This is a genomic window from Octadecabacter arcticus 238 (genome assembly GCF_000155735.2).
GTDB classification, from domain to species: domain Bacteria; phylum Pseudomonadota; class Alphaproteobacteria; order Rhodobacterales; family Rhodobacteraceae; genus Octadecabacter; species Octadecabacter arcticus.
Genome location: NC_020908.1, coordinates 3,900,499 through 3,923,667, shown reverse-complemented (window position 1 = coordinate 3,923,667; position 23,169 = coordinate 3,900,499). Strand labels below are relative to the sequence as shown.

Genomic DNA, 23,169 nt, shown 5'->3' with positions numbered 1-23,169 from the left:
GGTCAGTAATCGGGGTGAACCCTATAGGTCGGGAGTAATCTAAATGATCCAGATGCAGACCAACCTTGAAGTGGCTGACAACAGCGGCGCCCGCCGTGTTCAGTGCATTAAGGTTCTCGGCGGTTCGCACCGTCGTTACGCATCGGTCGGCGATATTATCGTCGTATCGGTGAAAGAGGCCATTCCACGTGGCCGTGTTAAGAAGGGTGACGTCCGCAAGGCCGTCGTCGTTCGCACGAAAAAGCAGGTTCGTCGCGATGACGGAACTGCAATCAAGTTTGACACCAACGCGGCTGTCATCCTCAACAATTCAAACGAACCGATTGGTACCCGTATCTTTGGGCCAGTGGTTCGCGAGCTGCGCGCGAAGAACTTCATGAAGATCATCTCGCTCGCTCCGGAGGTGCTCTAATGGCTGCTAAGCTTCGCAAAGGTGACAATGTCATCGTGCTGGCCGGCAAAGACAAAGGCATGACAGGCGAAATTTCGTCCGTTGATCCCAAGTCCGGCAAGGCAATCGTAGATGGCGTAAATGTCGCCATCCGCCACGTTAAACAAAGCCAGACAAACCAGGGTGGTCGCACACCCAAGGCGATGCCGATCCAGCTTTCCAACCTCGCGGTTGTGGATGCGAACGGCAAAGCAACGCGCGTCGGCTTTAAAATGGACGGCGACAAGAAAGTGCGCTTCGCCAAGACAACAGGGGATGTGATCTAATGCTTGATTCAACAACCTACACCCCCCGTCTGAAGGCCATGTATCATGACAGCATCCGTGCTGCCATGATGGAAGAGTTTTCATACAAGAACGCGATGCAGACACCACGTCTGGAAAAGATCGTCTTGAACATTGGTTGCGGCTCCGAAGCCGTGAACGACACCAAGAAAGCCAAATCGGCGCAAGATGATTTGTCGGCAATCGCAGGTCAAATGGCCGTCGTCACCAAAGCAAAGAAATCAATCGCTGGTTTCCGCGTTCGTGAAGACATGCCGCTTGGCGCGAAAGTCACTCTTCGTGGCAACCGCATGTATGAATTCCTTGACCGTCTGACCATGATCGCAATGCCCCGTATCCGTGACTTCCGCGGCGTACCCGGCAAATCGTTCGATGGTCGTGGCAACTACGCCATGGGCCTCAAGGAACATATCGTCTTCCCCGAAATTAACTTCGACAACGTCGATGTAAATTGGGGTATGGATATCGTCATCTGCACAACCGCAGACAACGATGCAGAAGCAAAATCGCTGTTGAAGCACTTCAACATGCCGTTCAACAGCTAAAGGGACAGATAGTATGGCTAAAAAATCCATGATCGCCCGCGAAGTTAAGCGTGAAAAGCTCGTCAAGAAGTACGCAGCCAAGCGCGCCGAACTCAAAGCAATCGCACTCGATGACAGCAAGACGATGGAAGAGCGGTTCAACGCTCGTCTGAAACTTGCCAAGCTGCCGCGCAACTCTGCGCCGGTCCGTTTGCACAACCGTTGCCAGCTTACAGGTCGCCCACACGCGTACTACCGTAAGCTAAAGATCAGCCGGATCGCCCTGCGGAACCTTGGTTCCAATGGCGAAATTCCCGGTATGGTCAAGTCTAGCTGGTAAGGAGCACATATTATGAACGATCCTATCGGCGATATGCTGACACGCATCCGGAACGGCCAAATGCGCGGAAAGTCAATGGTGGCAACACCAGCGTCTAAACTGCGCGGCTGGGTACTCGATGTGCTGGCAGACGAAGGCTATATTCGTGGCTACGAAGCCTCGAAGACACCCGAAGGCCACCCGGCCTTCGAGATCAGCTTGAAGTATTACGAAGGCACTCCTGTCATTCGCGAAGTGAAACGGGTTTCTACTCCCGGTCGTCGCGTTTACATGGGCGTCGATGACATCCCAACAGTCCGTCAGGGCCTCGGTGTGTCGATTGTCTCCACCCCACGGGGTGTGATGTCGGACGCGTCAGCACGGGCGGCCAATGTTGGCGGCGAAGTGCTTTGCACCGTATTCTAAGGAGCGCAAGATGTCTCGTATTGGTAAAAAATCGGTTGGTCTTCCTGATGGCGTAACTGCCTTGGTGTCCGGCCAATCTATCGAAGTAAAAGGCCCTAAAGGGACCCGTAGCTTCAAAGCGACTGACGACGTCACGTTGTCCGTCGAAGAAGGATCCGTTTCTGTAGTGCCGCGTGGCAAGTCCAAGCGCGCACGTCAGCAATGGGGTATGTCACGCACGCGGATTCAAAATCTCGTCACTGGCGTCACCGCTGGTTTCAAGAAAGAGCTTGAAATTCAGGGCGTTGGTTACCGCGCTCAGATTCAGGGCAACGTCTTGAAACTGAACCTTGGCTACAGCCACGATGTTGATTTCATCGTTCCTGAAGGTGTCACCGTTACGGCACCGAAGCTGACCCAGATTATCGTCGAGGGTATCGACGAACAACAGGTCGGTCAGGTTGCGGCGAACATCCGCGAGTGGCGTAAGCCAGAGCCCTATAAGGGCAAAGGCATCCGGTATGCGGGCGAATACGTCTTCCGCAAAGAAGGCAAAAGGTAAGGACCGAACAGATGGCAAACACAAAACGACAGTTGTTCATCAAACGCCGTATGCGCGTTCGGAACAAGCTTCGCAAAGTGAACGCAGGACGCCCGCGTCTGTCCGTTCACCGCTCCAACAAGAACATCAGCGTGCAGTTGATCGACGATGTGAACGGCGTAACTCTTGCCTCAGCGTCTTCTCTCGAGAAGGATCTGGGCATCGTTGGTCAGAACAACGTCGAAGCAGCAGCCAAAGTTGGCGCTACGATCGCAGAACGTGCGAAAAAGGCCGGCGTGTCCGAAGCCTACTTCGACCGTGGCGGTTTCTTGTTCCACGGCAAAGTGAAGGCCTTGGCCGAAGCTGCGCGTGAAGCTGGCTTGAAGATCTAAATTTCTGCGAAGGGCCGCGCGATTGTGTGGCCCTTCCGATGATCCGGGGGTTTCGGCCCACTTGGATCGATACAAACGGCGCCACCCTTTTAATCGGGGCGTGCCACCCAAATCTAGGAGGGCCACATGGCTCGTGAACCAAATCAACGCGGCGGTAATCGTCGTGACGAAAACCCAGAATTTCAAGATCGCCTCGTAGCGATCAACCGTGTGTCCAAAACCGTTAAGGGTGGTAAGCGTTTCGGCTTCGCAGCTCTCGTGGTTGTAGGCGATCAAAAAGGCCGTGTCGGTTTCGGCAAAGGTAAAGCCAAGGAAGTTCCTGAGGCGATCCGCAAAGCGACCGAGCAGGCCAAACGCCAGATGATCCGCGTTCAGCTTCGCGAAGGCCGCACATTGCACCATGACATGGAAGGCCGCCACGGCGCCGGTAAAGTTGTCATGCGTTCCGCACCACAAGGTTCCGGTATCATCGCCGGTGGCCCAATGCGTGCCGTGTTCGAAATGCTTGGCATTCAGGACGTGGTTGCGAAATCCATTGGCTCGTCCAACCCATATAACATGATCCGCGCCACGATGGACGGCCTCAAGAAAGAGTCTTCGCCTCGTTCCGTTGCCCAACGTCGCGGTAAAAAAGTTGCTGACATTCTGCCCAAGCGCGACGATGCGCCCGTAGCCGACGTCGCAGCTGAAGCTGAGGAGGCCTAAACCATGGCTAAAACAATCGTCGTAAAACAGATCGGCTCCCCGATCCGTCGCCCAAAAGACCAAAAGCAAACGCTCATCGGTCTGGGTCTTAACAAGATGCACAAAACACGTGAACTGGAAGACACTCCTTCCGTTCGTGGCATGGTCGCTAAGATCTCCCACATGGTGGAGATCATCGAAGAGAAGGGCTAAGAGCCTAACCTTTCGCACTATTTTGAACGCCCTGCTTTTATGAGCAGGGCGTTTTTTTGTTGTTGGGACCACAGCGAGCCGCGGTTTCTTCAGCGCTTGGCCAAGCACAAACCCAATCACATTCACGCTCGACCCTTGCATCCTGATCGGCCGCGCCACCCGACATGCGTTGACATCAGGGTGCAGGGCGACGAACTTTTCAAGGATTTCCCGCGAAAGGATGCGCCAGTGACCCTCACCCCCGCCCTTATCCATCAGACCTACGCCGCGATCCGCGACGCCACGATCCGCACGCCAACGATCCAAGCCGCGCGCCTGTCGCTACAATTGGGCATCGATCTGCATCTCAAGCTCGAAAATCTGCAACACACAAACGCATTCAAAGCACGCGGTGCGCTGGCCAAATTGCTGACCCTCACAGAGGCCCAAAAAAAGGCGGGTGTCATCGCTTGTAGCGCGGGCAACCACGCCCAAGGCGTCGCTTACCACGCCACCCGTCTGGGCATCGCATCCACTATCGTCATGCCCGAAGGCACCCCGTTTAATAAGCTAAAACGCACCGAAGATTTCGGTGCTACCGTCATCCAACACGGGGTCGGCTTTGATGACAGCGTGCAGTTGACCCTCGACCTTGCCGCGCGCGACGGGCTGACGTTCATTCATCCGTTCGACGATCCCGTCGTCGCGGCAGGGCAGGGCAGCGTCGCGCTTGAAATGCTCGAAGACCTGCCCGATCTTGACGTGATCGTCGTGCCCGTTGGCGGTGGCGGCTTGATTGCGGGCATGGCTGTGGCCGCCAAATCCGTCAAACCCGACGTCCTGATCATCGGCGCACAAGCCGCGATCTTTGACGCGGTAAAGGCCCAATTTGATGGCACTGCCACGCACTTCGCAGGCGCAACCCTCGCCGAGGGCATCGCCGTCAAAGCGCCAAGTGCAGCCAATATTGCGACCATCAAACAGCACGTCACCCGCATCGACACCGCCACAGAGGCCGAGATCGAGGATGCGGTCTTCGATCTTCTCTCAGCCGAGAAACTCGTCGCCGAAGGCGCACCGGGGGCAGGGCTTGCGGTGATCAAAAACAACCTCGACGCTTACAAAGGCAAAAAGGTCGGGTTGGTCATCTGCGGCGGCAACATCGACAGCCGCCTGCTCTCAACCCTGATCCTGCGCGGCCTCGTGCGCGACGGCCGCATCACCCGCCTGACATTCGAGATTGACGACACTCCCGGCCAACTCGCCACCATCAGCCGCATCATCAGCGAAGCGGGCGCCAACGTCGTCGAAGTCATCCACCAACGCATGATGCAATCGGTATCCCTGAAACAAGCGGAGTTGGACGTTGTCATAGAGGCACGCGACATGGGCCACGTGCGCGGGATTGTCGAAACTCTGCGTGGGCAGGGCTTCAGCGTGAAAACGGATAGTGGGGTTTGACGCATCATTTGATCTAAGTCAGAGACGCACTGGCCCGAATGGTATCTTCTCCGAGTAACAAACGGAGCCTCAGATGACCCAAACAGACACACAAGACGCGATTATAGGTTTCGAAGCTGGAACCTATCCCTATTCAGACCGCCTTAAACGGGATGATTACGAACAGCAAAAGGCGGCGCTGCAAGCAGAGCTTCTGAAGGTCCAGCTTTGGGCCGCAGAAACTGATCAACGATTTGTCCTTTTATTCGAAGGCCGTGATGCCGCTGGCAAAGGCGGCACGATCAAACGGTTCACTGAGCATCTGAATCCACGATTGGCCCGTGTCGTGGCCCTTAACAAACCCACTGACGAAGAGCGCGGATAGTGGTTCTTTCAACGCTACGTCAAACACTTACCCACCGATGGTGAAATCGTGCTTTATGACCGCTCATGGTACAATCGCGCAGGCGTCGAACGGGTAATGGGGTTTTGCGAACCGAGTGAGTACCTCGAATTTATGCGCCAAACCCCTGAGTTTGAACGCATGCTGACGCGTTCGGGTATCAAACTTTACAAATACTGGTTCTCGGTCACCCAATCGGAACAAGCTCGCCGCTTTGAAGCCCGAGAGACCGATCCCCTCAAGCGCTGGAAGCTAAGCCCGATCGACAAGGCAAGCTTGGATAAATGGGATGACTATACCGAAGCGAAAGAAGCGATGTTTTTCTATACGGATACAGCGGATGCCCCTTGGACGGTTATCAAATCTGACGACAAGAAACGCGCGCGCCTAAACTGCATGCGTCACTTCCTTTCAGGTTTGGATTACCCCGAAAAAGACCATGAAATTGCGTCACCACCAGACAACCTGATCGTCGGTCAAGCCAGTCACGTCCTCCACAAAGCGGATCATATCTTGGCAAGGTCACAACACCCTGATCAAAGGCGGGTATAGGTTCCGCTTGCCCCACCCCTCAACTATGTCCTATACGCCGCCAGTGGCCACCTTTCCGGCCAAGAATCGAAACACGCCGCGTGCCTTTCCCGTCGCTGGGTCAGGTCTTCCGGCAAGGAGACAGCGACATGGTTAAACTTAATGAACTTCACGACAATCCTGGTGCCACGAAACCACGCAAGCGCGTTGGCCGTGGTCCGGGTTCCGGCATGGGTAAAATGGGTGGCCGCGGTATCAAAGGTCAGAAATCCCGTTCCGGTGTGGCGATCAAGGGCTTCGAGGGCGGTCAAATGCCTTTGTACCAACGTCTGCCAAAGCGCGGCTTTACCAAGCCGAACCGCAAAAAATTCTCCGTTGTGAACCTTGGTCTGATCCAAAAGTTCATCGACGAAAAGAAACTGGACACAACGATCACCGAAGACACGCTGATCGCATCCGGCCTGATCCGTCGCAAACTGGACGGTATTCGCGTTCTTGCTAAGGGCGTAATCACCTCCAAGATCACGATTGACGTCACTGGCGCTTCCGCAGGCGCTATTGAAGCTGTCGAAAAAGCTGGCGGTAAACTGACGGTCACAGCTAAGACAGTTGCTGAATAACACCTTGTGAGGGGCGACTGCGCCCCCTACATCGTTAACGGACCCGACGCCGCTGGCTGGATCAACCTGTCAGCGGCGTCTGCATAACAGATAGGCACGTACCAATGGCATCAGCAGCAGAGCAAATGGCCGCAAACACAAGCTGGAGCGCCTTTGGCCAAGCCAAAGAATTGCGCCAACGCATCCTGTTCGCACTCGGTCTTCTCGTCGTGTACCGCATCGGCACATACATCCCCGTTCCTGGCATCGATTCAGACCAGCTGCGGGCGTTTATGGACGAAGCAGCATCAGGTATCGGCGGCATTTTGTCGATGTTCACCGGCGGCGCCCTGGCGCGCATGGGTATCTTTGCCCTGGGAATTATGCCGTATATTTCTGCGTCCATTATCGTGCAGCTACTCGGCGCGATGTGGGAACCGCTCAAGCAACTCAAAAAAGAGGGTGATGCGGGCCGCAAGAAGCTGAACCAATACACTCGTTATGGCACCGTGGTGCTGGCGACATTCCAAGCCTATGGCATGGCCTCCGGCCTTGAGGCTGGCGGCCTTGTCACCGATCCTGGCCTGTACTTCAAAATTGCCTGCGTCATCACGCTTGTGGGCGGCACGATGTTCTTGATGTGGCTGGGTGAACAAATCACCGCACGCGGCATCGGCAACGGCATCTCGCTTATCATTTTCGTCGGTATCATCGCCGAAGTTCCCGCCGCCCTTGCCGGTTTCCTTGCCCAAGGTCAGGAAACAAACAACTGGGGTCTGGTGCTCGGTGTCTTCGCCATGGTTATCGTTATCCTTGCCTTTGTGGTCTTCATGGAACGCAGCTTGCGCAAAATCCACATCCAATATCCGCGCCGTCAGGTCGGTATGAAGGTGTTTGATGGCGGGTCCAGCCACTTGCCGATTAAGGTCAACCCAGCTGGCGTTATTCCTGCGATCTTCGCATCTGCGCTTCTGCTGCTCCCCACGACGTTGTCGACGTTCTCGGGTGGTGAAACGGCCGGACCTGTGATGTCCACGCTGCTCGCATATTTTGGCCCCGGCCAGCCGCTGTACCTGTTGTTTTTCACGGGCATGATCGTGTTCTTTACGTACTTCTACACCCGCGAAGTGGCGTTCAAGACGGACGAAGTTGCCGACAACCTGAAAAACCAAAACGGCTTTGTTCCCGGCATCCGCCCGGGCAAGCGCACGCAGGAATACCTTGATTATGTGGTCACACGCATCTTGGTCCTTGGCTCTGGTTACCTCGCGTTGGTGTGCCTTTTGCCTGAAATTCTGCGCAGCCAGTTTTCCATTCCATTCTACTTCGGCGGAACGTCGGTTCTGATTATTGTCAGCGTGGGGATGGACACGATCCAACAAATCCAGTCTCATCTGCTGGCCCACCAATACGAAGGGCTGATTGAAAAGTCGCAATTGCGCGGTAAGCGCAGCGGCAAAAAGCGGAGCCCTGCGCGCAAATGAATATTATCCTTCTTGGACCACCCGGTGCTGGCAAAGGCACACAAGCTCGTAAATTGGTCGATGACCGCGATATGGTGCAACTGTCCACTGGTGACATGCTGCGCGCGGCACGCTCGTCTGGTACGGCAATGGGCAAGAAGGTTGCGGCCGTTATGGACGCAGGCAATCTGGTCACTGACGACATCGTCATTGGCCTGATCCGCGAACAGCTGAGCGACACGTCACACGCTGGCGGTTTCATCTTTGACGGTTTCCCACGCACGCTGGCGCAGGCTGACGCCTTGGCTGAATTGGTGGCTGAGATGGGCCAAAAGATCGACCACGTTGTCGAAATGGCCGTTGACGACGACGCACTTGTTGCCCGCATTACAGCCCGCTCCACTTGTGGCGAATGTGGTGAGGTTTATAACGACAACACCAAACCATGGCCCGCCGACGGCAAATGCTCCAACTGTGGCAGCACAGACCAAACACGCCGCGCCGACGACAATGAGGACAGCCTCAAGACCCGCTTGATGGCCTACTACAAACAGACCTCCCCACTGGTCGGCTATTACTACGCCAAAGGTCAGCTGAGTTCGGTGAACGGGCTAGGGTCAATGGACGAGGTTGCTGGCGAAATCGCTGGTGTTCTTGACTGATCCATCGAACCAGAAGCCGTAGATAACCAGCAAGCAGTTTCGTTCGTTTGGTCATATGTTTGAATTTACCGTTATTTACCTAGCTGCTGCCGGATTGTTTATGGCCGTATTTTCAGTTGTGGGTGTCTATATGATGCGGGGCGAGGTTAGCGTGTACCTGATTGGTGTTCTGGCCTTCATTGGCTACATAATTTTCCGCCGCTCCAATCGGAGACTTGCAGAGCGAAAGTAATGCTAGCGTTTTGAGTTATGCTACTGGGGTTGACCCCCACCCCCAACCCTTCTAGACAGCGCCGTTCCCAATAGGAACTGGACCGAGTCGCGCTTGGTCTGACCACCTCAATATGACTTAGGCGCGGCACCGCAACGGTCCGCGCTTACGTTGTGAAAAAAGGGTCTGGAATGACGGACCCGCAACGAAAAGGAATTGCACACGTGGCACGTATTGCCGGCGTAAACATCCCGACTGCAAAGCGGGTTCCAATCGCCCTTACCTACATCACCGGAATCGGAAACACCTCCGCGCAGGCTATCTGCGAGGCTGTTAGCATTGACGTTGCCCGTCGTGTTAACGAATTGTCCGACGCCGAAGTTCTCGCCATCCGCGAGCACATTGACGCAAACTATCAGGTCGAAGGTGACCTGCGCCGTGAAGTTCAGATGAACATCAAGCGCGCAATGGACCTCGGCTCATATCGTGGCCTGCGTCACCGCCGTAACCTGCCCGTTCGCGGTCAGCGTACATCCACAAACGCACGTACTCGCAAGGGCCCCGCTAAGGCCATTGCTGGTAAGAAGAAATAAGGGAGGACCTAATAAATGGCACGCGATCCTAAACGCACCAAGAAGAAGGTCTCCAAGAACATCGCCGCAGGCGTTGCTCACGTGAATTCTTCGTTCAACAACACAACAATCCTGATTTCCGACGTACAGGGCAACGCGATCGCATGGTCGTCTGCTGGCACGATGGGTTTCAAGGGTTCACGTAAATCCACACCTTACGCAGCACAGATGGCTGCGGAAGATGTCGCCAAAAAAGCACAAGAACACGGCGTTAAGACGCTGGAAGTCGAAGTGCAGGGTCCCGGCTCCGGTCGTGAATCCGCATTGCGCGCATTGGCAGCCGCTGGGCTGAACGTTACGTCCATCCGTGACGTAACGCCAATGGCTCACAACGGCTGTCGCCCACCAAAGCGCCGCCGCGTCTAAGCGATACCAAACGCCTTGGGGTCCTTGGTCCAACCTGTGTGGTTGGTCTGCGGCTCCAATACGTCATTTTAACCTCGGGCGTTTGCCTTTTGGACATGAAGGCAAGCTGGAATGGAGGGACACATGATCCACAAAAACTGGGCTGAACTAATCAAGCCGACACAATTAGACGTGAAGCCGGGTAATGACCCGTCACGTCAGGCAACGGTTGTTGCTGAGCCGCTTGAGCGTGGCTTCGGCCTAACACTCGGCAACGCTTTGCGCCGCATCTTGATGAGCTCGCTTCAGGGCGCTGCCATCACCGCCGTTCAGATCGACAACGTTCTGCACGAATTCTCCAGCATCTCTGGCGTTCGCGAAGACGTCACCGACGTGGTTTTGAACCTCAAAGGTGTTGCGATCCGCATGGAAGTCGAAGGCCCGAAGCGTTTGCAAGTGCAAGCCAAAGGCCCCGGCGTTGTTACGGCTGGCGACATTTCCGAATCAGCTGGTATCGAAATCCTCAACAAGGACCACGTGTTGTGTCACCTTGATGAAGGCGCAGAACTCTACATGGAACTGACGGTTAACACCGGCAAGGGCTATGTGGCAGCAGAAAAGAATAAGCCCGAAGATGCGCCCATCGGTATGATGGCCATCGACGCGATTTATTCGCCGGTCAAGAAAGTCAGCTATGACGTGCAGCCGACCCGCGAAGGTCAGGTGCTCGACTATGATAAGCTGACGATGAAAGTCGAAACAGACGGGTCCATCACGCCGGACGACGCCGTGGCATTTGCTGCGCGTATCCTGCAGGACCAACTGTCCATCTTCGTGAACTTCGATGAGCCTGAGTCGGCCCAAGCTGCGAACGATGACGATGGTCTGGAATTCAACCCGCTCCTCCTCAAGAAGGTCGACGAGTTGGAATTGTCTGTGCGTTCCGCGAACTGCCTTAAGAACGACAATATAGTTTACATCGGCGATCTCATTCAGAAGACCGAAGCAGAGATGCTGCGTACACCGAACTTCGGTCGCAAGTCGCTTAACGAGATCAAAGAAGTGCTTTCGGGCATGGGCTTGCACCTCGGCATGGACGTGGAAGACTGGCCACCGGACAACATCGAAGATCTTGCGAAGAAATTCGAAGACTCGTTCTGAACCCTCTGAGGGGCAAAGGTTAACAATTTGCCCCTCAAATCTGCCGCGAGAGTGTTGTACAAAACGGCTAATAGGCCAAAATATTTTGTACAAAACCGTTAAAACGGTAACGGACTGGTCACATGACCCAATGAGAGCAGCGGACACGCATCTGTTGCCAGACAAAGTAAAACGGCCCGTAGAGGGCACATATTTGGAGAAGACACATGCGTCACGCACGAGGCTATCGCCGCCTGAACCGGACCCACGAACACCGCAAGGCGCTCTGGGCTAACATGGCTGGCTCGCTCATCGAACATGAGCAAATCAAAACAACTTTGCCGAAGGCAAAAGAACTGAAGCCGATCATCGAAAAGATGATTACTTTGGCAAAACGCGGCGACCTGCACGCCCGTCGTCAGGCTAATGCTCAGCTCAAGCAAGACCAGTATGTCGCGAAATTGTTCGACATCCTTGGACCACGCTACAAAGACCGCCAAGGTGGTTATGTCCGTGTTTTGCGTGCGGGATTCCGCTACGGTGACATGGCGCCAATGGCGATTATTGAATTCGTAGACCGCGACGTTGATGCCAAAGGCAAAGGCGACAAAGCCCGCACCGCAGCTGAAGAAGCTAACGCGTAAACGCGCGATATAGAATTAGCGAAGGCCCGTCTGTTTCAGGCGGGCCTTTTGCGTTGAACCCCCAGTTTTATGGGCTTACGGTTCCCCATGGCTGATCTTTTTGACACTGGGGCCTCTGTCCCCAACACCGCGCCCCGCCCGCTTGCAGACCGGCTGCGGCCCAAATCATTGGATGAGGTGATTGGCCAAGAACAAGTTCTCGGCCCCGACGCGCCGCTCGGTGTGATGCTGTCCTCCGGGTCGTTGTCATCGCTGATTTTTTGGGGGCCGCCGGGGGTTGGTAAAACCACCATTGCGCGGCTTCTGGCGGATGAAACTGATCTGCATTTCATCCAGATCAGCGCAATCTTCACCGGAATGCCGGACCTGCGAAAAGTATTTGAAGCCGCAAAAATGCGCCGTGCAAATGGCAAAGGCACGCTTCTGTTCGTCGACGAAATCCACCGTTTCAACAAGGCGCAACAGGACGGGTTTCTGCCGCACATGGAAGACGGGACCATTCTTCTGGTCGGCGCCACCACAGAAAATCCCAGCTTTGAGCTGAACTCAGCTGTTCTGTCACGTTCACAAGTCCTTATTTTAGAACGACTTTCCCTTGCTGATCTGGAACGTATGGCGCAACGCGCGGAAAAAGACCTCGGCCGCAAACTCCCCCTCGACGGACCTGCGCGCGAAAATCTTTTGGAAATGGCGGACGGGGACGGGCGCGCACTGCTCAATCTGATCGAACAGATCGCCGCGTGGAAAGTTGACGGAAAGCTCGACACGGACGCCTTGTCGACCCGTCTGATGAAACGCGCCCCGCGGTATGATAAATCTGGCGACGAGCATTACAACCTGATTTCTGCTTTGCATAAATCCGTGCGTGGGTCCGATCCTGACGCGGCTCTTTATTGGTTCGCACGAATGCTGAAAGGCGGCGAGGACCCTCGGTTTCTTGCGCGCCGCATCACCCGTATGGCAGTTGAAGACATCGGGCTGGCCGACCCGCAAGCGCAGCACATTTGCCTGCAAGCATGGCAAACCTTTGAGCGCCTTGGCTCCCCTGAGGGGGAGCTCGCACTCGCGCAGGCGCTCACCTATCTTGCGCTCGCGCCGAAATCCAACGCTATCTATGCGGCCTACAAAAATGCAATGGCGGCCGCCGCCAAGACCGGCAGCGAACCGCCGCCTAAACATATCCTCAATGCGCCGACGTCATTGATGAAAGACATCGGATACGGCGACGGATACGCCTATGATCACGACGCCGATGACGCGTTCAGCGGGGCGAACTACTTCCCCGACGGAATGAAGCGTGGCGTGTATTACAACCCCGTGGATCGCGGCTTTGAACGTGACTTAAAGAAGCGCGTTGACTACTTTGCAAAGCTGCGTGCCACGCGGAACGGTTGACTCCGCACGCCATACGCATATGACGCAGCGATGATACCAACCGTCCTCCAAGTCGCCTTTGGCGGTGCCATTGGCACTGCAGCCCGCTACGGCATGGGCGTGGCGTGGTTTCGCCCTAGCGCTGGATTTCCGGTTGGCGTTTTGGCGGTCAATGTCGCGGGGTCTTTCCTGATGGGCCTGATCGTCGTCTATCTGGGGCAAAAGATGCTCAGTCATTTTAACCCGTTCTTGATGACTGGGGTTTTGGGTGGCTTCACGACGTTCTCGGCGTTCTCGCTCGAGGCGTATACCCTGTTCGAACGGGGCGCGGTCGGCCACGCCGCCACCTATGTCGCCCTGTCGGTCATCCTATCCATCACCGCGCTTGTCGCGGGTATATTTATTATGAGAGGACTGCTGGCATGAGCCGCGTTCAAAACCTGACAGTCGGACCCGATGAGGGCGATCAACGCCTTGATCGCTGGATTAAACGCCGCTTTGCCCAACTACAGCAGGGTGGCATCGAAAAGATGTGCCGCAAGGGCGAAATCCGTGTTGATGGCGGGCGGGTGAAATCCAACACTCGCGTGGAGGTGGGCCAAACGGTGCGCATTCCGCCGCTACCAGATGCAGACGAGGTCGACGATCGGCCGCGCGATATGACGAAGGCCGACATTCAGCTGATCCAAGGCTGTGTGATCTACAAGGACGACCATGTTATTGTGCTGAACAAGCCCGCTGGTCTGCCAACACAGGGTGGCAGTAAACAGCTGCGCCATGTTGACGGCATGGCCGAGGCACTGCGGTTTGGGTACGACGAAAGGCCCCGTCTTGTGCATCGCCTAGATAAGGACACATCGGGCGTGCTGGTGCTTGCGCGGACCCGTATGGCCGCCAAATCGTTGACCGAAGCCTTCCGCCACCGCAACACAGAAAAAATCTACTGGGCGTTGGTAGCAGGCGTTCCAATTCCCAAACTGGGATCAATAAAGTACGGGCTGGTCAAACAGGGCGGCCACGGCGGTAAAGGCGACAATGAGCGGATGAAGCGTTCATCCCAAGGATGTCGACAAAACGTTCGGAGCCAAGCGCGCGCTGACCAATTACACCGTACTGACATCGCTGGCGGATCGCACCGCATGGGTCGCGTTGACGCCAGTAACGGGCCGCACACACCAATTGCGCGCGCATATTGCCGAGATCGGTCACCCGATTGTGGGCGATGGCAAATACGGGGCGGCGGCGGTTCAGGACAATCCCGGTGATGGTTGGGGGGCTGGCATGGGCGAAGAGATTGGCCGCAAGCTGCATCTCCACGCTCGCTCGTTGCGAATTGAACACCCAGAGACGGGCAAAGAGCTTTGGATCAAAGCATCGCTTCCGCAGCACATGGAAAAAACGTGGGGCTTTTTTGGCTGGGAAGAAAAGCACGCGCCCGATGATCCTTTTGAGGGACTGCTGTGAGCGCTAACAATGAGTAACTGGGTCGCAAAACGATTCTGGACTGATGTGAATGTGATCGAGATAGACGGCGGCTTTGCTGTCCATCTCGACGCGCGCCCAGTGAAAACGCCCGCGAAAGCCGCGCTTGTTGTGCCGACCCGCTCCATGGCGGACGCCGTGGCGGGCGAATGGCGTCTGGTGGTTGAAAAGATTGACCCGAACTTGATGCCCGTCACACGATCTGCGAATGCATCGATCGACAAGGTTGCGACACAATTTGGCGAAGTTGCTACCATGCTGGCCGCTTACGGTGGCAGTGATTTGCTGTGTTACCGCGCCGAAAACCCCGAGGGCTTGGTTCAGCGCCAAACTGAGGGCTGGGATCCTCTGCTGGATTGGGCGCATGCCACGTTCGGGGCGCGCTTGGTGTCGACAGTAGGAATCATGCCAATCGAGCAGAGCGAAGTTGACCTGGCGGCCCTTGCTGCTCCGCTGTTTGAAGCAAGCAACTTTGAATTGGCCGCATTTCACGACCTGATCGCCATGTCGGGATCTCTAGTGATCGCGCTTGGGGTGGCACAAGGCCACCTTACGCCAGCAGAGGCTTGGACACTGTCACGGATTGACGAGACATGGCAGGCGGAACAATGGGGGGCAGATGATGACGCGGCCCAAGTTGCTGAAATAAAACGGGCAGCGTTTGTCCATGCCGCTGATTTCTACCAGATGGCCAGTATTCACGCTCGCGGGTGAATCGACTGCACAATCGGCTTGCACTGTTCGAACTTCCTGCCGTTTTCCCCTTTACCTAGCGTGCGGGGCCTTGACCTCAGTGAGTGAATCCTCGCAATCTCATATGTACGCAGGTTCACCTGCGACGTATCGCCCTGTCCAACTGGATAGAACTAAAACCCTGTGACTCACGCAGGGAAACTCAGGAAGGTATAATATGAAAAATTCAGTACTCCTCGGCGCGCTGACCATTGCTGGTCTTGCTGCCGGTGCTGCTGCTGCTGGCACGCTTGACGACGTCAAAGCGCGCGGCACATTGAACTGCGGCGTGACCACTGGTCTCGTTGGTTTTGCTGCACCTGACGCCAATGGCGTTTGGGAAGGCTTTGACGTTGGTCTTTGCCGCGCCCTTGCTGCGGCTGTGCTTGGCGACCCAATGGCCGTAGAATTCGTTCCAACGACTGGTCAGACACGTTTCACCGCACTTGCATCCGGCGAGATCGACTTCCTCGCACGGAACACAACGTGGACATTCTCCCGCGACGTCGACCTGAAGTTCGAATTCGTTGGCATCAACTACTATGATGGCCAAGGCTTTATGGTTCCACGTGCACTGGGTGTGTCATCCGCCAAAGATCTCGACGGCGCGACTGTCTGCATTCAGACTGGTACAACAACTGAGCTGAACTTGGCGGACTACTTCCGTTCAAACAACATCTCTTATGAGCCAGTGCCAATCGAAACCAACGCTGAAGGTCAGCAGCAGTATCTTGCTGGTGCATGCGACACGTACACGACAGACGCATCTGGCTTGGCTGCGACACGTGCAACGTTCGAAAATCCTGGCGACCACGTTCTGCTGCCAGAAATCATCTCCAAAGAGCCACTTGGTCCGCTTGTTCGCCACGGCGACAACGAATGGGCTGACGTTGCACGTTGGACGTTGAATGCACTGATCGCGGCTGAAGAGCTCGGCGTGACATCTGCAAACATCGCAGAAATGGCTAGCGGCACTGACAACCCAGAGATCAACCGTCTCTTGGGTTCTGAAGGTGAACTCGGCGCGATGCTTGGCCTTGAGTCCGACTGGGCGATGAAGGCTATCATGGCAGGCGGCAACTACGGTGAGCTGTTTGAAAAGAACATCGGTGAGAACACACCGATCGGTCTTGCACGTGGTCTGAACGCGTTGTGGACCGACGGTGGTCTGGTCTACACCCCGCCGTTCCGCTAAATTCAACTTAGCAAAGGGCGCGATCTTCGGATCGCGCCCTTTCACATAGGATCGATCAGATAAGGTCAAATCATAAGAAGCCTGACGACACGTGCAGCCGGATCAACCGGCGCTCAGATGACCAGGGCCAGGGAGTTCACGGATGACAACGCTCACCGATCCACCGAAGGCCAGCTTTCGGCTAAGTCAGCTTATTTATGACACGCGATATCGCTCTATCACCATTCAGGTAATTGCGACCATCCTACTGCTTGCCGGCATTTATTGGCTTGTGAACAATACTATCCAGAACCTCGCGGCTTTGGGCAAAGATTTTGATTTCGGGTTTCTGACGCAGCCAGCGGGCTACGACATTAACCAGCGACTGGTTGAGTATACCTCCCAGTCCACACACGGGATGGCGGCGGTGGTCGGCATTCTGAACACTCTTCTAGTGGCCTTCCTCGGTTGCCTTTTGGCGACGTTCCTTGGCGTAACTGCAGGTGTATTGCGCCTGTCCAATAACTGGGTCGTTAGCCGCCTTATGGCTGTTTACGTTGAGGGTTTCCGCAATGTCCCCTTGCTGCTTTGGATCATTGCAATCATGGCACTGATGACCGAAGGCATGTCGCGTATCCGTGAGTTCAGGGTCGGCGGTGATGCCGGCATGATCCTCAATGATAGCGTCGCCGTCACCAATCGAGGCGTCTACATTCCCGGCATCATCTTGGAAAACGGATTTTTGGCGTCGTCAGCTATGAACTGGCTTATCTTGCTGGTGATTTTGGTGATCAGTCTGTTTGTCATTCGTGGCATTCGCAGGCGTGCGAATGCCGTGCAAGAAGACACCGGCGTGCGGCCGACCACATGGTATCAGCAGCTGTCAATTCTCATTGTCCCCGTTGGATTAGTTATGATCTTGATGGGCGCAGAACTACAGTATCCTGAACTGAGGGGTTTCAACTTTTCAGACGGCATCCACTTACGCAATTCGCTGATCGCACTTTGGTTGGCTTTGTCGCTGTATACCGGCGCCTTCATCGCCGAGATTGTGCGCGCCGGTATCCTTGCTATTTCAAAGGGCCAGTCTGAGGCCGCATTTGCATTGGGCCTGCGCCCTAACCGCACAACGAGCCTCGTGATCTTGCCGCAGGCGATGCGTGTCATCATCCCACCGCTGATTTCGCAATACCTAAACCTTACCAAGAACTCCTCGCTCGCGATTGCTGTGGGCTACATGGACGTCCGATCCACGTTGGGTGGCATCACGATCAACCAGACCGGACGGGAGCTGGAGGGAATGCTGCTGCTTGGCGCATTCTATCTCGTGCTCAGTCTCGTGATCTCTGGGGCGATGAACGTCTACAACAACCGCACTCAGTTGCAGGAGCGTTGATATGAGCGAAATACATTCACAGACCGTAAGCTACGTTCGCGACACGATGATCGACGAACAAGTGCCGCCCGTCGCCGAAGCTGGCGCGATCAAATGGATCCGCACCAACCTGTTTTCTGGCTGGCTCAACATCTTGCTGACAGTGGTATCGCTGTATGTTGTCTATCTCGCGCTGTCTTTGGTCCTTCCATGGGCCTTCGGTGGGGTCTGGAATGCAGGCTCTCTCACCGAATGTCGCGAAGTGCTGTCTTCGTTCTACAAAAGCAGTCATGGCGGCGCATGCTGGGCCGTTATCGAAGACCGTTGGTTGCAGATCATGTTCGGTTTCTATCCGCCAGAACTGTACTGGCGTCCGATCCTCGCCTTCGCGCTGTTCTTCGTCGCGCTCGCGCCGGTATTGTTCGCTGACAAAGTCCCCGGTCAGCTGATCTGGTTCTCGCTAGCCTACCCGTTCATCGCCACATGGTTAATCTGGGGCGGGGCATTCTGGGCACCGGTTCTGGCTGCGATGGGCTTTGTCGTTGGTGTTCTTGTCCTCAAGGTACTCGGTAAAATCACGGGTCCGATTGTTGCTAATCTTGGCGCTGTCGTTGCTGCCTTGTTGTGGTGGGGTGCCATCATGGGCCCGATCAACGACGGTTTAAACAAGATGGTTGGTGGTGCCCGACTGGAAAGCACGATCGCAACGCTGCAAGAAGAAGCCGACCGCCTGCCGCGTGAAGTTGCGGAAATGGAAATAATTTCAGAAGAACAAGCCGCGGGAATCGCTGACGCTGTGGCTGTTAAAAATGGCATGCTTCAGGCCATGGCTGAAATTCGCAGCGAAGAATTCGCCATCGAGTCGCAACTCGAACCAAAAGAGATCGTCCTGCGACGTCTTGTTGGTGCGGAGGAAAGCCTCGAAAATTTGGTGGCAATCCTGAACGAATGGGATGGCGTGCCAACGGTTGCAAGTGATGCCTCCGAGGCCGATGTGTCCAAGGCGCAAGTTGCCTCTGATCGGGCCTCTGGCCTCATTCAGGACGTGTCAGGTCTTTTGGCTGATTCGATCGCTGACATTGAAAATGACACCGTAGAACCAAGTGTTGTCGCCGCTGAGATGGTCGCGACCGCAGCAGTTGGGGATCCATCGATCCTGACGGACGCGGACACATTGGTGGCTAAGGCAACGTTGATTGACCCGCTGGCTGCACTGCAAGAACGCTCGCAAGGCATTTCCACGCGATCATCACTGGATGACATTGGTGCATTGCGCACGGATATCATGGCTGTAATCGCCAGTTTGGACGCAGATATCGCCACGCTAAGCAGCATTCTAGACAAAGTTATTGCATCGAACGTGGATGATCTTGTTGAACCACAAGCAGCGCTGCTCAGCCAAATGGGCAACCTTGCGACGTTGCGTGACGAAGCGACAGTGGTGGCGCAGGACTCGTTCCGCGTATCGACGGCCCAATCCGCCGGACGTAGTTTCTTATCGTCGTTGATGACGTTGCCTGACCAAGAGGCGTCGCTGCCCGATTTGCGCGAACAGACGATCGCACTTCGGGACGCGTTGCCCCGCAACCAACGCGGTCTGATAGCCGTCAGTCAATTGCCAAACGATGCGAGCAGTGACGAACAAGCCGCGTTGAGCGGCTACCTCGACGCACAAAGTAATGAATTGAGCACCAAAGCGTCGATTGCAGACACCTACGTCGAACTTGGTCGGGTGGGTCTACGCCCGATTGATAGCCGTGATATCGGTGGTTTCATGTTGGCGCTTATCATTGGCATCGCGGGTATCGTTTTGTCGCTGCCATTGGGTATTCTGCTCGCACTCGGTCGTCAGTCGCACCTGTTTATCGTCAACAAGATTTGTGTGACCTTCATCGAAGTGATCCGTGGTGTACCGCTGATCGTGTGGCTTTTCACCGGCTCGTTGTTGTTGAACTACTTCCTGCCACCCGGCACGAACTTCGACCTCTTGCTGCGCGTGATCATCATGGTGACACTGTTCGCGGCGGCCTATATCGCGGAAGTTATCCGCGGCGGCCTCGCAGCTTTGGCAACTGGACAGTATGAAGGTGCAGATTCATTGGGCCTGTCTTACTGGCAGTCCATGCGGTTGATCGTGCTGCCACAGGCGATGAAAATATCTATTCCTGGCATCGTGAACACATTTATCGGATTGTTCAAAGATACCACGCTGGTGGTGTTTATTGGATTGTCTGACCCAATCGGCTTTTCAAACTTGATCCGTGCAGACACGGATTGGAACGGCATCTATTGGGAACTGTTTGTCTTTATCGGTGCGCTGTTCTTCATTTTTTGCTTCAGCATGGGCCGCTATTCCCTACATCTCGAGAAAAAGCTTCAACGTGAACACCGTTAAGGAGACCAACAATGTCTGACACAACAACAGAACGCGAAGTTAATCGCGACGCGATGAAGGTCTCTGATGAGGTCGCTATCTCGATTACCGATATGAACAAGTGGTTCGGAACATTTCACGTTCTGCGCGACATCAATCTCACGGTAAACCGTGGGGAACGCATCGTTGTTTGTGGACCCTCTGGTTCCGGCAAATCGACGTTGATACGCTGCATCAACCGTCTGGAAGAGCACCAAGCGGGCACCATCTTGGTCGACGGCACTGAGCTGTCATCGGACCTGAAGAACATCGATAAAATCCGCTCAGAGGTCGGCATGTGCTTTCAGCACTTCAACTTGTTCCCACACCTGACAATCCTTGAGAACTGCACGCTGGCCCCGATCTGGGTGCGTAAAACACCCAAGAAGGAAGCCGAAGAAACGGCGATGCATTTCCTTCGGAAGGTAAAGATCCCCGAGCAGGCTGACAAATACCCCGGTCAGTTGTCCGGTGGTCAGCAACAGCGCGTCGCTATCGCCCGTTCGCTGTGCATGCGGCCGCGCATCATGTTGTTCGACGAACCTACGTCGGCGCTTGACCCTGAAATGATCAAAGAAGTCTTGGACACGATGATCGAACTTGCCGAAGAAGGTATGACGATGATCTGTGTGACCCATGAAATGGGCTTTGCCCGTCAGGTTGCAAATCGCGTGATCTTTATGGATGCGGGCCAGATCGTGGAAGAGAACGAACCAGAAGCATTCTTCAACAACCCACAATCCGAACGGACGCAGCTGTTCCTCAGCCAGATCCTCGGCCACTAATTAAAGGTCTTTCGGGACCACAAAATCGACAACTTGGCCGGAGTGGGAAACTGCTTTGGCCCAGTCGTTTGTGGGGAAATCACAGACCAATGTCGCACACGTTGGGTAGTCTATAAATCGCGGATGATCTGGTGCCTTGTCGACGACGTCCTCTGCGAAGAATGCAATGCCTGGGTTGTGCGCCACAAGCGCGACCACATCCCCCTCAGCCTTGCGCAACACGTTCCACAGCGCTGCAGGGGATGCATTATACATCTTATTTAGGTGGTGGATGGTGGGCGTAGTACCCATCGCTGCGACAATACACTCTGTCGTTTCAATCGTGCGTGCCGCATCGCTACAATAGATCGCATCGGGGCAGTCGCTGCGCATCTTCAGGTAACTGCCCAACGCAGTCGCGGACGTTCGCCCTCGGTTGTTAAGCGTTCGGGAATGGTCATCAAACGGGGCATCCCAGCTCGATTTTGCGTGGCGGATCAGGATTAAGCGTTTGGTCATGACGGGTGAAATGCCTCCATGTGGAATGCGGTTTGTGCTGGATCGCGGCTGTAGGTTTGGCTGACGGGGCAGGCCAGGCGCACGCGACAGGCCTCGCGGCAACCCGCGTCAGTGTCAATATGCGCCTTGCAGCTTGGTACGTCGTAGCCTTTTGGGGAAAGTGCCAAAACGGGGCAGGCGGTCAAGCAGGGTTTGTCTGCGCAAGTGTCGCACGGACTCAAGGCCGGGACTGGCAAGTCGATACGACCATCAAACCGCAGCGCGCCGCGATAGGACACGAGCAATCCTGCGTCCTTATGAACCAGCAAACTGACAGGGCTTTGCCACGTCTCACCGCTGCGCAGCGCCCAAGAGATGAAGGGATGATAGGGTGGACCACCGAACGGGAAAAATGCCTGCGAACTAGTGGATTCCGCCAGTGCCGCTATTGCGGCACTAGACCAATTGTCCAGCGGATCAGCGCCGCTGAATTCGGGCTGCTCCGTCACAAAGGTCCAAAACTCTGGTTCCAACGGCCCAAGCAGGATCGTGGTCGTGTCGCCTTCGTGAAAGCCCCCAAGCGGGGTCAGATGCAGCGCGTGGGCAGCCGTTACGATGTCGTCCAGCGTCATCGCGCGACCCTGATAATTGACCCCGCACCGTGTTCGGTGAAAAGTTCCAACAGGCAGGCATTTGGTGCACGTCCGTCCAAGATGACGGCGGCCCGCACACCGCCCGCAAGTGCTGCCAGACAGGTCTGCGTTTTCGGGATCATACCGCCCGCAATTACACCGGACGTTGTAAGGTCAGCGATTTGTTCTGGCGTCAGTTCGGTTAGAACATTCCCGTCCGCGTCTTTCACGCCGGACACATCCGTCAGCAATAAAAGGCGATCCGCCGCCAGCGCAGACGCAATCGCGCCCGCCACAGTGTCGCCGTTCACGTTCAAAGTTTCACCGTTCCGCCCCGCACCAATCGGCGCGATAACTGGTATGGTGTTGGCGTTAAACAATGTTTTAAGAATTTTCGTGTCAATCTCGGCAGGTGTGCCGACCAGCCCCAATTCTGGCGCATCTTGATCGCAGGTCATCAAATTTGCGTCTTTGCCAGACAGACCGGCGGCGCGGCCACCCTGACGGTTGATCGCGTTGACGATCCATTTATTCACCCGACCCGACAGCACCATCTCAACGACTTCAACAGTCGCCTTGTCTGTCACACGCTTGCCGTTCAGAAATTCCGACTTAATATCGAGCTTGTCCAACATGTCGTTGATCATTGGCCCACCCCCGTGGACGATCACTGGGTTCACGCCGACCTGCTGCATCAGCACCACATCGCGCGCGAAGTTATCCATCGCCTCTTCGGACGACATCGCGTTGCCACCCAGCTTAATGACCACAATCGCATCATTGTAGCGTTGCAGATAGGGCAGCGCCGCGCTGAGCGTGGCGGCCGTGGCGATCCAGTCGCGGTTCATGTCTTGCTTTCTCAT

Annotated in this window: 26 protein-coding genes and 3 pseudogenes; 26 read left to right on the top strand and 3 right to left on the bottom strand. The window is 55.4% G+C overall.

The features are described from left to right. The first annotated feature begins 43 nt into the window (after positions 1–43). From rplN to OA238_RS20095, 26 genes and pseudogenes are all read left to right on the top strand, one after another. Positions 44–412 carry a 50S ribosomal protein L14 gene (rplN, locus tag OA238_RS20220; protein WP_015496638.1) on the top strand — a complete coding sequence of 123 codons (369 nt, stop codon included), beginning with the start codon at positions 44–46 and terminating at the stop codon, positions 410–412. Next, positions 412–717 (top strand): 50S ribosomal protein L24, encoded by a 306-nt coding sequence (gene rplX, locus OA238_RS20215; protein WP_015496637.1) that lies wholly within the window; start codon positions 412–414, stop codon positions 715–717. Before rplN ends, rplX begins: the two co-directional genes overlap by 1 nt. Then, positions 717–1,280, top strand: a complete 564-nt coding sequence (gene rplE / locus OA238_RS20210; RefSeq protein WP_015496636.1) for a 50S ribosomal protein L5 — start codon at positions 717–719, stop codon at positions 1,278–1,280. Before rplX ends, rplE begins: the two co-directional genes overlap by 1 nt. Positions 1,281–1,293: 13 nt before the next feature. After that, positions 1,294–1,599 carry a 30S ribosomal protein S14 gene (rpsN, locus tag OA238_RS20205; RefSeq protein ID WP_015496635.1) on the top strand — a complete coding sequence of 102 codons (306 nt, stop codon included), beginning with the start codon at positions 1,294–1,296 and terminating at the stop codon, positions 1,597–1,599. A gap of 12 nt (positions 1,600–1,611) precedes the next feature. Beyond that, positions 1,612–2,004 (top strand): 30S ribosomal protein S8, encoded by a 393-nt coding sequence (rpsH, locus tag OA238_RS20200; RefSeq protein ID WP_015496634.1) that lies wholly within the window; start codon positions 1,612–1,614, stop codon positions 2,002–2,004. Between the two features lie 10 nt (positions 2,005–2,014). Beyond that, positions 2,015–2,545: a 50S ribosomal protein L6 gene (gene rplF / locus OA238_RS20195; protein ID WP_015496633.1), complete on the top strand. Its 531-nt coding sequence runs from the start codon at positions 2,015–2,017 to the stop codon at positions 2,543–2,545. Between the two features lie 11 nt (positions 2,546–2,556). After that, positions 2,557–2,916 (top strand): 50S ribosomal protein L18, encoded by a 360-nt coding sequence (gene rplR / locus OA238_RS20190; protein WP_015496632.1) that lies wholly within the window; start codon positions 2,557–2,559, stop codon positions 2,914–2,916. A 126-nt stretch (positions 2,917–3,042) separates the two neighbouring features. Next, positions 3,043–3,621 carry a 30S ribosomal protein S5 gene (rpsE, locus tag OA238_RS20185; protein WP_015496631.1) on the top strand — a complete coding sequence of 193 codons (579 nt, stop codon included), beginning with the start codon at positions 3,043–3,045 and terminating at the stop codon, positions 3,619–3,621. Between the two features lie 3 nt (positions 3,622–3,624). After that, positions 3,625–3,813 (top strand): 50S ribosomal protein L30, encoded by a 189-nt coding sequence (gene rpmD, locus OA238_RS20180; protein ID WP_015496630.1) that lies wholly within the window; start codon positions 3,625–3,627, stop codon positions 3,811–3,813. Positions 3,814–4,041: 228 nt separating this feature from the next. Continuing rightward, positions 4,042–5,253: a threonine ammonia-lyase gene (locus OA238_RS20175; RefSeq protein ID WP_044038568.1), complete on the top strand. Its 1,212-nt coding sequence runs from the start codon at positions 4,042–4,044 to the stop codon at positions 5,251–5,253. A gap of 73 nt (positions 5,254–5,326) precedes the next feature. After that, positions 5,327–6,187, top strand: a pseudogene (gene ppk2, locus OA238_RS20170) (polyphosphate kinase 2). A 128-nt stretch (positions 6,188–6,315) separates the two neighbouring features. Beyond that, positions 6,316–6,786: a 50S ribosomal protein L15 gene (gene rplO / locus OA238_RS20165; RefSeq protein ID WP_015496628.1), complete on the top strand. Its 471-nt coding sequence runs from the start codon at positions 6,316–6,318 to the stop codon at positions 6,784–6,786. A 104-nt stretch (positions 6,787–6,890) separates the two neighbouring features. Beyond that, the gene (gene secY / locus OA238_RS20160; protein WP_015496627.1) at positions 6,891–8,249 is read left to right on the top strand and encodes a preprotein translocase subunit SecY; all 1,359 of its coding nucleotides are present in this window, start codon (positions 6,891–6,893) and stop codon (positions 8,247–8,249) included. Then, positions 8,246–8,890 carry an adenylate kinase gene (locus tag OA238_RS20155; RefSeq protein ID WP_015496626.1) on the top strand — a complete coding sequence of 215 codons (645 nt, stop codon included), beginning with the start codon at positions 8,246–8,248 and terminating at the stop codon, positions 8,888–8,890. The genes secY and OA238_RS20155 overlap by 4 nt, the downstream gene beginning before the upstream one ends. A gap of 435 nt (positions 8,891–9,325) precedes the next feature. Further along, on the top strand, positions 9,326–9,694 hold the full coding sequence (gene rpsM / locus OA238_RS20150) for a 30S ribosomal protein S13 (protein WP_044038563.1): 369 nt from the start codon (positions 9,326–9,328) through the stop codon (positions 9,692–9,694). 15 nt (positions 9,695–9,709) lie between these two features. Next, positions 9,710–10,099 (top strand): 30S ribosomal protein S11, encoded by a 390-nt coding sequence (gene rpsK, locus OA238_RS20145; protein WP_015496624.1) that lies wholly within the window; start codon positions 9,710–9,712, stop codon positions 10,097–10,099. Positions 10,100–10,222: 123 nt separating this feature from the next. Further along, entirely contained in the window at positions 10,223–11,239 is a 1,017-nt protein-coding gene (locus tag OA238_RS20140; RefSeq protein ID WP_015496623.1) for a DNA-directed RNA polymerase subunit alpha, read from the top strand. Positions 11,240–11,445: 206 nt separating this feature from the next. Beyond that, the gene (gene rplQ / locus OA238_RS20135; protein WP_015496622.1) at positions 11,446–11,862 is read left to right on the top strand and encodes a 50S ribosomal protein L17; all 417 of its coding nucleotides are present in this window, start codon (positions 11,446–11,448) and stop codon (positions 11,860–11,862) included. An 87-nt stretch (positions 11,863–11,949) separates the two neighbouring features. Continuing rightward, positions 11,950–13,257, top strand: coding sequence for a replication-associated recombination protein A (locus OA238_RS20130; RefSeq protein ID WP_044037251.1), 1,308 nt, complete (start codon positions 11,950–11,952; stop codon positions 13,255–13,257). A 30-nt stretch (positions 13,258–13,287) separates the two neighbouring features. Continuing rightward, positions 13,288–13,662, top strand: coding sequence for a fluoride efflux transporter CrcB (gene crcB / locus OA238_RS20125; RefSeq protein WP_015496620.1), 375 nt, complete (start codon positions 13,288–13,290; stop codon positions 13,660–13,662). After that, positions 13,659–14,700: pseudogene (locus tag OA238_RS20120) on the top strand (RluA family pseudouridine synthase). Before crcB ends, OA238_RS20120 begins: the two are co-directional and overlap by 4 nt. A gap of 9 nt (positions 14,701–14,709) precedes the next feature. Continuing rightward, on the top strand, positions 14,710–15,432 hold the full coding sequence (locus OA238_RS20115; protein WP_015496618.1) for an ATP12 family chaperone protein: 723 nt from the start codon (positions 14,710–14,712) through the stop codon (positions 15,430–15,432). A 196-nt stretch (positions 15,433–15,628) separates the two neighbouring features. After that, the gene (locus tag OA238_RS20110) at positions 15,629–16,645 is read left to right on the top strand and encodes an amino acid ABC transporter substrate-binding protein (RefSeq protein ID WP_015496617.1); all 1,017 of its coding nucleotides are present in this window, start codon (positions 15,629–15,631) and stop codon (positions 16,643–16,645) included. Positions 16,646–16,787: 142 nt separating this feature from the next. Then, positions 16,788–18,020 (top strand): amino acid ABC transporter permease, encoded by a 1,233-nt coding sequence (locus OA238_RS20105; protein ID WP_015496616.1) that lies wholly within the window; start codon positions 16,788–16,790, stop codon positions 18,018–18,020. A 1,723-nt stretch (positions 18,021–19,743) separates the two neighbouring features. Then, positions 19,744–20,394: pseudogene (locus OA238_RS34080) on the top strand (amino acid ABC transporter permease); the annotation flags it as partial. 11 nt (positions 20,395–20,405) lie between these two features. Then, positions 20,406–21,197, top strand: a complete 792-nt coding sequence (locus tag OA238_RS20095) for an amino acid ABC transporter ATP-binding protein (RefSeq protein WP_015496614.1) — start codon at positions 20,406–20,408, stop codon at positions 21,195–21,197. On the opposite strand, the gene OA238_RS20090 is transcribed toward OA238_RS20095, so the two are convergent. The 3 genes from OA238_RS20090 to argB are packed head-to-tail and all read right to left on the bottom strand — an operon-like array spanning position 21,198 to position 23,169. Further along, positions 21,198–21,695, bottom strand: a complete 498-nt coding sequence (locus OA238_RS20090) for a SixA phosphatase family protein (protein WP_015496613.1) — start codon at positions 21,693–21,695, stop codon at positions 21,198–21,200. It lies immediately after the preceding gene. Continuing rightward, positions 21,692–22,306 carry a hypothetical protein gene (locus OA238_RS20085; RefSeq protein ID WP_015496612.1) on the bottom strand — a complete coding sequence of 205 codons (615 nt, stop codon included), beginning with the start codon at positions 22,304–22,306 and terminating at the stop codon, positions 21,692–21,694. The genes OA238_RS20090 and OA238_RS20085 overlap by 4 nt, the downstream gene beginning before the upstream one ends. Continuing rightward, positions 22,303–23,169 (bottom strand): acetylglutamate kinase, encoded by an 867-nt coding sequence (argB, locus tag OA238_RS20080; RefSeq protein WP_015496611.1) that lies wholly within the window; start codon positions 23,167–23,169, stop codon positions 22,303–22,305. The genes OA238_RS20085 and argB overlap by 4 nt, the downstream gene beginning before the upstream one ends.

What these genes read in the sequence shown, in the direction of transcription:
- rplX (WP_015496637.1), top strand. Translation starts at nt 412, where the DNA reads ATGGCTGCTAAGCTTCGCAAAGGTGACAATGTCATCGTGCTGGCCGGC.
- OA238_RS20130 (WP_044037251.1), top strand. Translation starts at nt 11,950, where the DNA reads ATGGCTGATCTTTTTGACACTGGGGCCTCTGTCCCCAACACCGCGCCC.
- rpsE (WP_015496631.1), top strand. Translation starts at nt 3,043, where the DNA reads ATGGCTCGTGAACCAAATCAACGCGGCGGTAATCGTCGTGACGAAAAC.
- OA238_RS20115 (WP_015496618.1), top strand. Translation starts at nt 14,710, where the DNA reads ATGAGTAACTGGGTCGCAAAACGATTCTGGACTGATGTGAATGTGATC.
- OA238_RS20155 (WP_015496626.1), top strand. Translation starts at nt 8,246, where the DNA reads ATGAATATTATCCTTCTTGGACCACCCGGTGCTGGCAAAGGCACACAA.
- OA238_RS20090 (WP_015496613.1), bottom strand. Translation starts at nt 21,695, where the DNA reads ATGACCAAACGCTTAATCCTGATCCGCCACGCAAAATCGAGCTGGGAT.
- rplR (WP_015496632.1), top strand. Translation starts at nt 2,557, where the DNA reads ATGGCAAACACAAAACGACAGTTGTTCATCAAACGCCGTATGCGCGTT.
- crcB (WP_015496620.1), top strand. Translation starts at nt 13,288, where the DNA reads ATGATACCAACCGTCCTCCAAGTCGCCTTTGGCGGTGCCATTGGCACT.
- rpsK (WP_015496624.1), top strand. Translation starts at nt 9,710, where the DNA reads ATGGCACGCGATCCTAAACGCACCAAGAAGAAGGTCTCCAAGAACATC.
- OA238_RS20140 (WP_015496623.1), top strand. Translation starts at nt 10,223, where the DNA reads ATGATCCACAAAAACTGGGCTGAACTAATCAAGCCGACACAATTAGAC.
- OA238_RS20110 (WP_015496617.1), top strand. Translation starts at nt 15,629, where the DNA reads ATGAAAAATTCAGTACTCCTCGGCGCGCTGACCATTGCTGGTCTTGCT.
- rplE (WP_015496636.1), top strand. Translation starts at nt 717, where the DNA reads ATGCTTGATTCAACAACCTACACCCCCCGTCTGAAGGCCATGTATCAT.
- rpsN (WP_015496635.1), top strand. Translation starts at nt 1,294, where the DNA reads ATGGCTAAAAAATCCATGATCGCCCGCGAAGTTAAGCGTGAAAAGCTC.
- rplF (WP_015496633.1), top strand. Translation starts at nt 2,015, where the DNA reads ATGTCTCGTATTGGTAAAAAATCGGTTGGTCTTCCTGATGGCGTAACT.
- rplQ (WP_015496622.1), top strand. Translation starts at nt 11,446, where the DNA reads ATGCGTCACGCACGAGGCTATCGCCGCCTGAACCGGACCCACGAACAC.
- rpmD (WP_015496630.1), top strand. Translation starts at nt 3,625, where the DNA reads ATGGCTAAAACAATCGTCGTAAAACAGATCGGCTCCCCGATCCGTCGC.
- secY (WP_015496627.1), top strand. Translation starts at nt 6,891, where the DNA reads ATGGCATCAGCAGCAGAGCAAATGGCCGCAAACACAAGCTGGAGCGCC.
- rplN (WP_015496638.1), top strand. Translation starts at nt 44, where the DNA reads ATGATCCAGATGCAGACCAACCTTGAAGTGGCTGACAACAGCGGCGCC.
- rpsH (WP_015496634.1), top strand. Translation starts at nt 1,612, where the DNA reads ATGAACGATCCTATCGGCGATATGCTGACACGCATCCGGAACGGCCAA.
- rplO (WP_015496628.1), top strand. Translation starts at nt 6,316, where the DNA reads ATGGTTAAACTTAATGAACTTCACGACAATCCTGGTGCCACGAAACCA.
- argB (WP_015496611.1), bottom strand. Translation starts at nt 23,169, where the DNA reads ATGAGAAAGCAAGACATGAACCGCGACTGGATCGCCACGGCCGCCACG.
- OA238_RS20095 (WP_015496614.1), top strand. Translation starts at nt 20,406, where the DNA reads ATGTCTGACACAACAACAGAACGCGAAGTTAATCGCGACGCGATGAAG.
- OA238_RS20105 (WP_015496616.1), top strand. Translation starts at nt 16,788, where the DNA reads ATGACAACGCTCACCGATCCACCGAAGGCCAGCTTTCGGCTAAGTCAG.
- OA238_RS20085 (WP_015496612.1), bottom strand. Translation starts at nt 22,306, where the DNA reads ATGACGCTGGACGACATCGTAACGGCTGCCCACGCGCTGCATCTGACC.